Source organism: Streptococcus sp. TATVAM-FAB8, from assembly GCF_046592795.1.
Classification (GTDB): Bacteria; Bacillota; Bacilli; order Lactobacillales; family Streptococcaceae; genus Streptococcus; species Streptococcus ruminicola.
On record NZ_JAWVPQ010000001.1, the window covers coordinates 10,341 to 23,524 of the forward strand.

Here is a 13,184-nt window from a genome sequence, read left to right on the forward strand (position 1 = left end):
TTTTGATACTTTTGTCTATCCGTTTTGACTATCTAAAATATCAATCACTTTATACAAATTTGCTTCATTAATTTGGTAAGGGGCTTCTTTTCGTACAACTGGCTTGGCACAAAAGGCAATTCCGATACCAGCTGTTTTAATCATCGGAAGGTCATTGGCTCCATCTCCCATAGCAATGGTTTGACTTAAATCTAAGTCATTTTCAGCTGCCCATTCGATAAGGCTTGCTTTTTTGACATCTTTGGTAACCACATCACCAAGCACTTTTCCTGTCAAAACGCCATCTTTAACTTCTAAACGATTAGCTTTAACATAATCAAGACCGATGCGCTTAGCCAAGACATCAACAGTTTCATGAAAACCACCCGATACCACAGCAACTTTATAGCCACGATGATGAAGTTCAGCCACCAATTTTTCAGCACCATTTGTAAAATGCATGCGAGCTAAAACTTTATCAAAAATCGTCTCTGGCAATCCTTTTAGCAAACCAACGCGTTCCTCCAAAGCTTCTTTAAAATCAAGCTCGCCATTCATGGCACGCGCCGTAATATCAGCGATTTTTTCACCAACACCTGCTTCCTCACCAAGCAAGTCAATCCCTTCTTCTTGGATGAGCGTAGAATCCACATCCATCACTAATAATCCTTTTACCTTAGTCATGACGCACCTCGATTGCTTTAGCATGTGCTTGCAAACCTTCAGCATACGCAAGTGTTGTAATATCGTGACTAGCCGTATTGACAGCTGATTTTGAGTACTGCATGTACTGAATTCGTTTCACAAAATCATGCACTCCAAGCGCTGATGAAAAACGACTGGTACTTGTTGTTGGCAAGACGTGATTAGCTCCAGCATAGTAATCACCAATCGGTTCACTTGTGAAATGACCTAGGAAAACAGATCCTGCATTTTGTACTTTATCAAGGTAATCATAAGCATTATCCATAGCCAATTCCAAGTGTTCTGGTGCCACTTGATTCATCAAATCAAACATCGCATCAACAGAATCTGCAATGATAATGCGACCGTTATTTTCAACTGACGGGCGAGCAATGTTTTCACGTGGCAAACGTTTAAGTTGCTCTTCAATCTCTACTTCAACAGCCTCAGCCAATTCAGCTGAATCAGTTACCAAAATCGCGCGAGCACGCACATCGTGTTCCGCTTGAGAAAGCAAGTCTGCAGCAACGTATTTAGGATTAGCTGAGCTGTCTGCAATCACTCCAATTTCTGATGGCCCTGCAATCATGTCAATTCCAACAAGACCGTAGACCATTTTCTTAGCTGTCGCAACAAAGATATTTCCAGGTCCTGTAATCTTATCAACACGAGGAATCGTTTCTGTACCATAAGCAAGAGCCGCAACACCTTGAGCACCGCCAACTTGGTAAATCTTATCAACACCAGCAAGCGATGCAGCTACCAAAATAGCTGGTTCGAAATGCTTTTGAGGTGGTGTAATCATAATGATTTCTTTAACGCCAGCAATTTTCGCTGGAATCACATTCATCAAAACTGACGATGGATAAGCCGCCGTTCCACCTGGCACATAAACCCCAGCTCGTTCGATTGGACGAATCAATTGACCACGAATAACACCATCAGTCGGTTGGTCTTCAAAACCTGATTCCAATTGTTGTTTGTGATAACTTTCAATGTTTACTTTCGCATTTTTAAGTGCTTCTAAGACTTCTGGATCAATCTCTTCAAAGGCTTGGTCAATCAAATCTTGACTCACTTCAAAGTCATCCAAAGCAATCTTGTCGAATTTTTCAGAGTAAGCTTTTAAAGCCTTATCCCCATTTTTCTTGACATCTTCCAAAATTTGACGAACCGCATCGTCGACATCAAGGTTTTCTTTGCTTAATTCCAGTTGCTCTTGATAGAGAATTTTTGAAATGTCTTCTGTCGTTCCTGTTAAAACTTTCATTTAAAAGCTACCTCCTCATTTCCAACGATACTTTCCAATTTCTGGATAAATGGCATGATTTCTGGATTATTTTTCAAAGCTGCCTTATTGACAATCAGGCGAGCTGAGATACGACAAATGTCTTCATAAACCTTGAGACCATTTGCAACCAAAGTATTTCCCGTTTCTACAATATCAACAATAGCATCTGCTAAACCGATAACTGGAGCAATTTCGACACTCCCTTGAATTGAAATAATTTCAACATCTTCGCCCTTTTTATTAAAGTAATCAGTGGCAATTGTTGGGTATTTTGTGGCAATACGCTTGCGCTTGTGGTCATGTGGTTTGTAGGCATCCGTTGAAGCAACAGAAAACTTACACAAACCAAAGTTCAAATCAAGCATTTCAAGATAACCAATTGGATGCTCAATAAGCAAGTCTTTTCCGACCACCCCAAGATCAGCAACACCATGACGAACATAAGTCGTCACATCTGGTGCCTTAACAAGCAAAAAGCGGAATTTCTTGTCTGGACTTTCAAAAATTAAGTTGCGTCCCTTATCCGCCATAAAAGACATGTCAAAACCAGCTTTTTCCAAAAGTTTTACGGTATCTTTTTCAATACGTCCTTTGGTCAAAGCGATCGTAATTTGATTTTCCATTAGGCACCTCCTTCTAAACTATCGTGTACTGCTTGGTAAATGGCATCAATATCTACTGCCCAACCAACCGCTGTTAATTTTTTAGCGCCAAAACGTTCAAATAACTTGTCGTAGCGTCCACCTGAAGCAAAAGCATCTGGAACTTTGTCCCCAAAGACTTTAAACATCACACCAGTGTAGTATGGCATAGATGGAATTTGAGCTAAATCAATATGACTCTCAGGTAAAATATCAGAGACCTGTGCCAACAAATCTTCCAAATCAGTCAAAGCAGCTAAGACAGACTCATTTTTAACAAGATTACGAGCTTTGCTAAGCACTTGATGACTTTCACCAAAAAGATAAGGCAAATTTTTCAAGAAATCATCAAATTCACTTGGATATTTCTTCGTTAACTCATTTAATTGCGTGATATTTTTGTCTTTAAGTGCCACGTCCAATTCTTTTTCCGCTGCAGCTGGTAAGTTCAAATCATCAAAAATCGTTTGTAAAATACCAGCATGTGAAAACTCAAATTGGTAAGATGGGATATCTGCCTTATCAAGCGATGCTTTTGCTGAAGCGATGGCTTCATAAACCGCCTCTTTAGCTGGATAACCAACGATTTCAATCCCTGCTTGTGTGTGCTCGTTCATCAAGCCACGCATTTCTTCATTGTATTTGAAGACCTTGCCTGAATATGAAAATTTAATCGGCGTTTCAACTTGGGTTGAAGCAATCACACGTCCAATCTGACTAGTAATATCCGGACGAAGGGTCAACAGTTCGCCACTTTTATCAAAAAAATTATAATTATTTTTATTAAGCGTATCGCTAAAGACTTCAAAATGTTCCAAGGTCGGTGTTTCAATACGATTAAAGCCTTGACTCATCAAGAAATCACTGATATCTCGTTCAATTTTGTAGGTTACACGTGCGCGTTTGAATAATTTATCGTGCATCCCTACTGGTAAAGTCGTTTTTTTCATTCCATCACTCCTCAAATCATTTCAAACCTACAGCCAAGAATTCTTTAATCGCCTTAAGCACTTCTTCCATTTCATCTTGTCGACCAATCGAAATACGCAAATGATTTTTAATGCGTTCAACTTTTGGGAAATAGCGAACATAAATATTTTTAGCTTGTAAGTAGTCAAATAATAAGGCTGCGCCGTTATCTGGACATTCTGCTAAGACAAAATTTGTTTTTGATTCTAAAACCTTAAAGTCTAAAAATCTCAACTCTTTTGCAAACCAATCTCTGGTTGACATGATTTTTTGGCAAGTGTCTTCGTAGTAATCCCAAGATTCAACAGCAGCTAGCGCCAATTTTTCAGCAATCAAATCAACATTATATGGATTAACGGAATTCTTAACCGCATTAATCACTGCCATTAATTTTGGACTTCCCATACCATAGCCAACTCGCAAACCAGCAAGTGAAGCATCTTTTGAAAATGTTCGTGTGATAAAAACATTTTCATATTTTTTAAGCAGTGGCAGAGCTGTTTGACCACCAAAATTAATGTAGGCTTCATCAATAATAACCACCACATCTTGATTAGCACGAATAATCTTTTCAAGCTCATCAAGCGATTTATAAATGCCAGTTGGCGCATTAGGATTTGTAATGATAATTCCACCATTGTCAGCAATGTAATCACTAGAATCAATCTCAAACTGCTCATTCAATGGAATTTCATGGTAATTCACGTGATATAAATCCGCCCAAACCTTGTAAAATCCATAAGTTAAATCAGGAAACAAAACCGGATCATCACTATTAAAAAATGCTAGAAATGCCATTGATAAAATATCATCTGAACCATTACCAACGATAATCTGATCAGGATCAAGGCCATGTTGCTTAGCAAGCGCAATACGTAATGATTTTTGATCCAAGGTCGAATATTTTCGCAATTGATGGACATCAAACTGTGAAAAAACTTCTGCTACTTTTGGACTTGGTCCATAAGCATTTTCATTTGTATTTAGTTTAATTAAATTTTCACCGCTTGGTTGGCTTCCGGCAACGTAAGGTTCAATTTCTCTCAATCCTTTAATAGTTGTCATAATAAGATCCTTTCTATTTTCTGATATAAAAAAGACGCCCTCGCAAAAAAACTTTGCAAGGACGTTAACAACGTGGTTCCACCTTTGATTCAACAGCAAGTCACCTTAACTGCTCTCATGAAGTACTAGACTTCTAATCCGTAACGTGGATCCATCCGTCGTGCACTACTAGCTAGAAGCATTCGCACACGCACTCAAGAATGTGTCGCCTAAGGATTGCATGCTTTTCTCACCACCAAGCACTCTCTGTCTGTTGTCTTAGGCTTTTTCTATCATCGCTTTTTTATATTAAAGCTATTTTACAAGAAAATTCTGAAAATATCAAGCTAAATTTTTAGAATTTTTTATATTTATACCAAAAAATTTAAGCAGACTTAACCAGATACAGAAAATGAGGCACAAAAAAAGGCTTAGAAAATTTCTAAACCTTTTTCTTATATGACATATCATCTTAGAAACGAATTTGTTCACGTGTTTTTTCGTATGATGATACGAAACGATCTGTTACACCTGGTTCAACTGTTTCAAGTGCATATGAGATTTCATCAAATGATGCTTGATAATTGTTGTCCACTTCAAAGAGATGCAAAGCATGTTCAAAGCTACTCTGAACGCTTGGCTCGAAGCTACGGTAACGGTTAGAGTATTGTAACAACTGTTCAGTCAATGTTGCATTTTGAACAACTTGATAAGTTGCTTCTTCAAGATTAGCAATTGCTGCAGTAGCAACATCTGTCAAACGAGAAACTGCTTCAATATCAATACGACCACGGCTAAGCTCATCGATCAAAACTTCCAACTGTTTACTTGTTGTGAAAAATGCGCTCAAGAAATCTTGAGGAATTCCAGGCAAGTTACGTTTTTCCATGTAACGTTTGATTGAGTGCAAACGATTAATGTATTGATCTAAGCTTTGACGAGCAACGCTTTCGATTTGTTCAATATTTTTAACTTGTTCGAAGACTTGCATTTGACCTTCTTCAACCGCATCAAGAGTTTTCAATGTGCGATCAAAAATCAATTGAAGTTCAGAGAATGGTTTATCTTGGTTATCAAAAACTTCAACGATTGGCAATGTTTCTTGTTCGATTTCTTCCAAGTTTTTAGTAAATGAACGAAGGCTCAAGTTTTCATTGTCATTCAAGATATACTTGTGAGACAAGCGTTTGATTTCGTGTTCCAATTTTTCGTTATTGGCTTTAGCGTGTGCCAAATAATCTGGAATGATTTTACTGTCTTTAAGCGCAGCTTTGTGAGCAGCAATTTCACGTTCAAACAATTCATACAATGAATCGATTTTTTCTTGGATGTGTTCATTTTCATCACGAGCACGATCAAGATCCAAAGTCACAAGTTCTGATGAATTAGCACGGATTGCATCACGCACTTCTTGGAAACGAGCTTCAATGTCTTTTTCAGCGAAGTGGTAATTTTGTTCAAGCAGACGACGGTAACCTTGTTCCAAATCATCAAGTTGATCTGGGAAATCATCTTCCAATTTAGCAACGATTGCTGGAATTTGTTCTGAAATTTGACCAAGTGCAATAGTATGTTCTTCAGCACGATCAAGCACTTCAGAGGCTTCAACTGGGTCACCTGTTGAGTTAAGTGTTACAAATTGAGAGAACTCAGCTTCGATGTTCTTCAATTGTTTTTCAATCTCAGGCATTGTTGAACCAAAATTGTCTTCTTTTTCTGAAATAGAAGCTTGAAGAGTTTCATATAAGTCCAAAGCATGCTTCACACGCGCACTGTTCTTTTCTTCTTGTTCTTTCAAAACAGCAAGTGCTTCACGAATTGCATTGATATCTTCTTCAACCAAGTTCAATTGGCTTTCAACATTGTCAATTTCATGTTTCGCACTGATAAACTTGAAGCTATCGTTAAGATCTTCAGCTTCAAAAATATGATTTTCAATATCTGAGAAAGAATTTAATGAAAGGTCAACCCATTTTTGGTTCCATTCACGAAATGTTGTTTGACTTTGCCCGATAAGATGAAGATTTTTAACAGCTTCGACTTCTTCATTGACTGGTAATCCAAATAACGATTGCTTTCTTTCTTCCAAACTTGCAATCAATGAATCATTTCGTTTGCGTACGATGACGCCAACTAGATAAGCAATAATGACTAAAACAACTATTGCTACAAGCAGTAAAATAATTCCGCTCGACATTTAAAACTCCTTATAAATTGTCTTTTTTATCGTAAAAAATAGCTATAACATTACGATTATAACATACTTAGAGATTGTGTGCAGTATTTTTATGTTAATATTCGATTAAATATCAAGCGTACTGTAAACCGCATTTTCTTCAATGAACTCACGACGTGGTTCAACCTTATCTCCCATAAGCATATCAAAAATCTTATCTGCTTCGGCAGCATCATCAACAGATACACGCGCCATTAAGCGATTTTCTGGATCCATTGTTGTTGCCCAGAGTTGGTGGTCATCCATTTCACCAAGTCCTTTGTAACGTTGAACAGATGGTTTTGAACGACCATTACTATAGCGCTCAATTGCTGCTTGTAGTTCAACTTCCTGATTAGCACCAGGTTGGATGTATTCTTTAATTTCACTCCCCACTTTAACACCATAAATTGGTGGTTGTGCGATGTATACGTATCCTGCTTCCAATACAGGACGCATGAAGCGGTAAATCAATGTCAAGAGCAAAGTACGAATGTGAGCTCCATCGACGTCGGCATCGGTCATGATAACTAGTTTGTGGTAACGAGCTTTTGTCACATCAAAATCTGCTCCAAAACCTGTTCCCATAGCTGTAAACAAGCTACGGATTTCTTCGTTAGCAAGAATTTTATCCATACTTGCTTTTTCAACGTTCAAGATTTTACCACGAATTGGTAGAATTGCTTGGTGCTCGCGGTCACGTCCTGATTTTGCAGAACCACCCGCAGAGTCCCCTTCGACGATGAACAATTCATTCATTGTTGCGTCGTTTGAAGAACAGTCTGCCAATTTACCAGGCAAGTTTGAAATTTCAAGACCTGATTTCTTACGTGTTACCTCACGTGCACGTTTCGCAGCGATACGCGCTTTAGAAGCAAGAATTCCTTTTTCAACGATTTTCTTAGCAATTTGAGGATTTTCTAACAAGAAACGTCCAAAAGCATCACTAAACAAACGGTTGGTAATTTTGACAACTTCTGAGTTACCAAGTTTTGTTTTGGTTTGCCCTTCAAATTGTGGATTTGGGTGTTTAACAGAGATAACTGCTGTCAACCCTTCACGAACATCGTCACCAGTTAGATTATCGTCTTTTTCTTTAAGCAATTTATTTTGACGAGCATAATCATTAATCACACGTGTCAATGCTGTACGAAAACCTTGTTCGTGAGTACCACCTTCGTGTGTATGGATGTTGTTAGCAAAGCTCATCACTGTCTCGTGGTAACCAGTTGTATATTGCATAGCAACTTCAACTGAGATACCATCCATTTCACCATCAGTGTAAATAGGTTTATCAAAGATAACATCTTTGTTTTCGTTGATAAATTCAACGTAACTTGAGATACCACCTTCGTAGTGATAATGTTGCTCTTGTTCAATACCTTCACGTTTGTCAGTAATTGAGATGCGCAAACCACGGTTCAAGAAAGCAAGTTCTTGAATACGTTTAGCCAATTTATCAAAATCAAATACTGTTGTTTCTGTAAAGATTTCACCGTCTGGAGTGAAGTGAACGGTTGTACCGTGACGATCTGTATCACCAATAACTTTCAAATCATCAACAACATGACCGCGGCGATATTCTTGATAATGGATTTTTCCATCACGATAAACAGACACATCCAATTGTGTTGAAAGGGCGTTAACAACAGATGAACCTACCCCGTGGAGACCACCTGATACTTTATAACCGCCACCGCCGAATTTACCACCGGCGTGCAATACTGTAAAGACCGTTTCAACGGCTGGACGACCTGTTTTTTCTTGAATATCAACAGGAATACCACGCCCATCATCGACAACTGTAATAGAATTATCTTTCTCGATGAAAACCTCAATGTGTGTGGCAAATCCTGCCAAGGCTTCATCGATTGAGTTATCGACAATTTCCCAGACTAAGTGGTGCAATCCTTCTTTTGAGGTTGAACCGATATACATTCCTGGGCGCATGCGTACAGCTTCAAGTCCCTCTAGGACCTGAATCTGACTGGCGTCGTACTCTTTCGCTAATTCTGCTAAATTTTTATTTTCTTCCGTCATTTACTTCACTATCTCCAATAAGGATTTTTTTCCATCAACTAACAAGGTATCAAAGCCAGCAGCCTGACCTGCTTCTTTATCAATTTCACGATCTCCAATAACCAAAGCATTATCAATCTTATACTTTTCTTTGAGGTATAACATTGACTCTGGATTTGGTTTACGAGCAAAGCCGCTTTCTGATGTCACGACTTCAGTGAAATAGGGAAGTACCTTTGTTTTTTCTAAAATATCAAGGACTTGTTTATTTCGATGAGAAACCAAAAAATTTCTCCCACCGCTAGCCACAATTACCTGCAAAACCTCGCTGGCGCCTGTAAAAAGAACCGGTGTTTTCAAATAATCGGCTTCTAATGCTTTATATGCTTTCAAAAATTGTGGTTGGTTTGGGATAAATTTTTTAATAGCGGCATCTGTTGATTCCTTCAGCTTTTCATAGACATCATCATGCGATGCTTGACAGCCAAAATCAGCTAAAGTTTTCACAAAAGCCTGAGTGGACATTTCGTAATTATCGAGTAAAGTGCCACCCAAATCCCAGATATAATCATGGTAATTCATAACCAATATTATATCACAATTTTACATTTTTTTATAGTCTCTACCTCATCAATTTCCAACACCAGAGAACAAAATTTTCAAATTATTTTTTGACTGGAAAAATAACTTTTTAGCCAACAAAAAAGGCTTGGAAGAATTTTCCAAAACCTTTTTTAATAACGTTCACTTCGTCTGAAATGTTCTTCAACTTCTTGCTCATGGTGCAAATTATTTTGATAACTCATTGAGAGAATCAAACCAACACAAATCAAGTTAGTAATCAATGATGAACCACCCTGTGAGATGAATGGCAATGGAATACCAGTCAAAGGTAAGATACCAACAGCAGCACCAATATTTTCAAAAATATGGAACAAAATCATCATGATAAATCCAGTTGAAATGTAAGTGTAGAATCGGTTGTTTGATTCAAAAGTCACACGAATCATGCGATAAATCAAAACAAGATACAAGGTCATGACAACAGCACAGCCAATAAATCCAAAATCTTCAGCAATAACTGTGAAAATCATGTCACTTTCACGAACTGGAACAGCAAGGTCAATAACATTAAAACCTTTACCACTAAGCCCACCGCTACCAATTGAAATCATACCTTGAGTTTGTTGGTAAGCAATTGATTTAGCGTATGAAAATGGATCTAACCAAGCTGAAATACGATTAATTTGATAGGTATCCATCCCCAAGCCATAGAAAATATCTTTGCCATGCGGTGATAGAAAAAGGGCTAGAAAACCTCCAATAATCACTGCTACCGCAATTACAACAGGCAAGATAATCCACCAAGAAATTCCTGACAATAAAATCAAACCTGCTAGAATAGCAGAGAATACCATGGCTGTCCCAAGGTCTTTTTGCAAACCTAATAACACCATGACCGGCAAGGTAATCAAAGCAAAGATTCCAAGAAGCTTCCAATCGTTTTTTAAATTATCTTCTGGTACTTTGTGTCTAAACCAAATCGATGCTCGAGCTAGCATCAAAATGTAAGAGACCTTCATGAATTCGGAAGGTTGAAATAAGGTTACCGACCCAATGGTTACCCAGTTTTTGGCACCGGTTGATTCTACCAATTCTGGACTATAAAAAATCAAAGGTAAAATCATCAAAGCCAAGCCTAAGCCATACAAATAAGGGGTGACTTTCCATAAAAATTCAGTACTAAAGAGCATAACAACAAAGGCAACTACACACCCTAAAAAGATCCAAACACCTTGTTGTGTCATTACTTTTGCAATTGTTCCAGGATAGTCATTTGACGTTGCAATATAAACGGCTACCAAACCAATTAGCAAAAGAAAAAAAACAGGTAAAATTACAGAATAGTCGATTCGACTATCAATAGAATATTTTTTTCTTGCCATCTTACTTCCTTCGTTTCTAGTCAAAAAATATTATATCATTTTTTAATTAGAATTGAGGAAAAAAGCTGGTGAAAATACGAGAATTTTTCAGAAAAATTTAAGCTGTATTTTTCAGGGATTTCCCTGTACATTTTCAAGAAAACTAAAAAAACTGAACCCTATTAGGCTCAGTCTTTTACCGGTCAAGCAAGTCAATTTAGCTCAGTCTGAACGACCTAAATAAACTCGCCTCTTCTCTCCCCTGCCGGAATCGAACCAGCAACTACTCCTTAGGAGGGAGTTGTTATATCCATTGAACTAAGGGGAGCTATGAAAAAATCTGTCGCAAGGACAGATTTTTATTATCGAATCTTTATCGTCAAAATTAACGACGGATTTCTTTAATACGAGCAGCTTTACCTTGTAATGCACGCAAGTAGTAAAGTTTAGCACGACGTACTTTACCGTGACGAACAACTTCGATTTTTTCTACACGTGGAGTGTGAACTGGGAATGTACGTTCAACACCGATACCACTTGAAATTTTACGAACTGTGTACATTTCTGAGATCCCTTGACCTTTACGTGAAATTACCACACCTTCGAAAATTTGGATACGTTCGCGGCTTCCTTCAACAACTTTTGCGTGAACACGAACAGTATCACCAGGTTGGAATGCAGGGATGTCAGTACGTAGTTGACCTTCAGTCAAACTTTGAATTAATGGATTCATTTATTTATTCTCCTATCTTACTAATCATTAGGTGCTTGTCCCAGCGGATTAGCCGTATTTTAGTGCGTCCATTACACACTCTTCGTATTTTATCAAAAATCACCATAACTGTAAAGCAAAATGGCTGACTTTTTTGAGTATTTTTTCTAGAAGGCTAGAACTTCTTGTCCTGTGTAAATAGAGTGTTTTCGATTAAGGCTGTAAGCAAAAATCATAACTAAAGTAAAATATGGCAAATTGGCAAAACCAAAGACTTCTCCTCCAATAAAAATCGGAGCTAAAAGTGTGTTTGTGGCACTACCAAAGACGCTGATGTAACCTGCCGCTGCAACAAATTCAACTGGCAAACCAAAGACATTTGCTAAAACAACACCGAGTGATGCACCGATGGCAAAGAGTGGTGTGACTTCGCCACCTTGAAAACCAATTGCCAAAGTTGCCACAGTCAAGACCAACTTCAAAAGCCAATCATAAAAGTAAATGTCTTTCCCAGAAAAGCTAGCATCAATCAGATTAGTTCCAAGACCTGAATAACGCCCATGATACAACATCAAGAAAAGAAGACTAAGCACAATCCCACCAAACAAAATTCGATAGTAGGGATTCTCCATAACTTCTTTGGCTTTTTGCTTAGCATAGGCAAGTAAAGCAGCAAAGGCATTGCCGACTAGTCCAAAAATAAGTCCTAGCAAAGCAAGTTTGCAAAACAGCCAAGCATTAAAAGTTAGTGAAACATTGACAAAGTGGGCAAATTTCTCTAATCCTAATGCGTGCGATGTTGCACTTGCCACAAATGAAGCAATTGTCATTGGTAAAAGAGCTGGTAATTGCAATTTTCCAAGAACTAATATCTCAAGTCCAAAAAAGACAGCCGCTAAAGGGGTTTGAAACAAACCAGCAAAACCAGCTGCCATACCCGTTACAAGAAACAAGCGGGAGCTATTTTCAAAAGAGAAAAACTTACTAAAAGCATGTGAAATCGTCGCCCCAAGTTGGACAGCAACACCTTCACGACCAGCACTTCCTCCAAAAAGATGAGTTAGCCAAGTTGCTACAGTTACCAAAGGTAACATGACCAAGGGAATTTTCTTTTCATCTCCTTGACTCACCGCAAAAAGTAGACCCATTCCTTTGCTAGCTCGACTGTCCGCTTTTTGATAAAGAAAAACAATAACAAGCCCAATTAGTCCCAAAAATGGAATCACATAATTGAAGTTTTCTGTTCGAAAAGCACTAAGCATTAACAAGACGCGACCAAATACAGTATCGACACAGCCTATTAAAATTCCAATAAGAAAACTTGCGCCGATAACTTTTAAGAGGACACCATAAGAATAATCTTGGTTATCTTTTAACTTTTTAATCATTAGAGCTACCTTCTTAATCTAAATCAGCCTTTAATTGTTTAGCTTGATAATCGCGAGAATTTTTCATAATATCCGCAAAAGTATCAACTAATGTTGCCTCAAAAGCTTTATTTTGAACACGACTAGCAACTTTTTTTAAGACAGCATCTTCACGACTGGTATCTAAAATAGCCTTTCCAGTAGCTTTTTTATATGCTGCTACTTGATTCACCAAGGTCATGCGTTTTTCAAGAAGTGCTACTAATTCCTGATCCACTTGATCAATTTCTTGACGGATAACATCCAAATCTTTTACTGACATTTTTTCTCTATCCTTA

12 protein-coding genes and 1 tRNA gene are annotated in these 13,184 nt (G+C 37.9%); all 13 read right to left on the reverse strand.

Going from position 1 to position 13,184, the window contains the following annotated elements; genetic code table 11:
* Positions 1-15: 15 nt before the first annotated feature.
* The 13 genes from serB to SFC32_RS00100 all read right to left on the reverse strand — a co-directional run bounded on the left by serB (position 16) and on the right by SFC32_RS00100 (position 13,168).
* On the reverse strand, positions 16-663 hold the full coding sequence (serB, locus tag SFC32_RS00040) for a phosphoserine phosphatase SerB (RefSeq protein WP_411049785.1): 648 nt from the start codon (positions 661-663) through the stop codon (positions 16-18).
* On the reverse strand, positions 656-1,933 hold the full coding sequence (hisD, locus tag SFC32_RS00045) for a histidinol dehydrogenase (protein WP_411049784.1): 1,278 nt from the start codon (positions 1,931-1,933) through the stop codon (positions 656-658). Before hisD ends, serB begins: the two co-directional genes overlap by 8 nt.
* Complete coding sequence (hisG, locus tag SFC32_RS00050) at positions 1,930-2,577, reverse strand: ATP phosphoribosyltransferase (protein ID WP_006532651.1); 648 nt, start codon at positions 2,575-2,577, stop codon at positions 1,930-1,932. The genes hisD and hisG overlap by 4 nt, the downstream gene beginning before the upstream one ends.
* Positions 2,577-3,545, reverse strand: coding sequence for an ATP phosphoribosyltransferase regulatory subunit (locus SFC32_RS00055; protein WP_411049783.1), 969 nt, complete (start codon positions 3,543-3,545; stop codon positions 2,577-2,579). Before SFC32_RS00055 ends, hisG begins: the two co-directional genes overlap by 1 nt.
* A gap of 16 nt (positions 3,546-3,561) precedes the next feature.
* Positions 3,562-4,629, reverse strand: a complete 1,068-nt coding sequence (gene hisC / locus SFC32_RS00060; RefSeq protein WP_074602410.1) for a histidinol-phosphate transaminase — start codon at positions 4,627-4,629, stop codon at positions 3,562-3,564.
* Between the two features lie 451 nt (positions 4,630-5,080).
* Positions 5,081-6,805: a septation ring formation regulator EzrA gene (ezrA, locus tag SFC32_RS00065; protein WP_074564051.1), complete on the reverse strand. Its 1,725-nt coding sequence runs from the start codon at positions 6,803-6,805 to the stop codon at positions 5,081-5,083.
* Positions 6,806-6,910: 105 nt separating this feature from the next.
* Positions 6,911-8,863 (reverse strand): DNA topoisomerase (ATP-hydrolyzing) subunit B, encoded by a 1,953-nt coding sequence (gyrB, locus tag SFC32_RS00070; RefSeq protein WP_074560621.1) that lies wholly within the window; start codon positions 8,861-8,863, stop codon positions 6,911-6,913.
* Positions 8,864-9,424, reverse strand: a complete 561-nt coding sequence (locus tag SFC32_RS00075; RefSeq protein ID WP_258250265.1) for an HAD-IA family hydrolase — start codon at positions 9,422-9,424, stop codon at positions 8,864-8,866.
* A gap of 152 nt (positions 9,425-9,576) precedes the next feature.
* On the reverse strand, positions 9,577-10,788 hold the full coding sequence (locus tag SFC32_RS00080) for an FtsW/RodA/SpoVE family cell cycle protein (protein ID WP_074965172.1): 1,212 nt from the start codon (positions 10,786-10,788) through the stop codon (positions 9,577-9,579).
* 235 nt (positions 10,789-11,023) lie between these two features.
* Positions 11,024-11,095, reverse strand: a tRNA-Arg gene (locus tag SFC32_RS00085).
* A gap of 57 nt (positions 11,096-11,152) precedes the next feature.
* Positions 11,153-11,500 carry a 50S ribosomal protein L19 gene (rplS, locus tag SFC32_RS00090; RefSeq protein ID WP_021142699.1) on the reverse strand — a complete coding sequence of 116 codons (348 nt, stop codon included), beginning with the start codon at positions 11,498-11,500 and terminating at the stop codon, positions 11,153-11,155.
* Positions 11,501-11,646: 146 nt separating this feature from the next.
* Entirely contained in the window at positions 11,647-12,867 is a 1,221-nt protein-coding gene (locus SFC32_RS00095; RefSeq protein WP_411049782.1) for a chloride channel protein, read from the reverse strand.
* A gap of 13 nt (positions 12,868-12,880) precedes the next feature.
* Positions 12,881-13,168 carry a chorismate mutase gene (locus tag SFC32_RS00100; protein ID WP_133017885.1) on the reverse strand — a complete coding sequence of 96 codons (288 nt, stop codon included), beginning with the start codon at positions 13,166-13,168 and terminating at the stop codon, positions 12,881-12,883.
* Between the last annotated feature and the right edge of the window lie 16 nt (positions 13,169-13,184).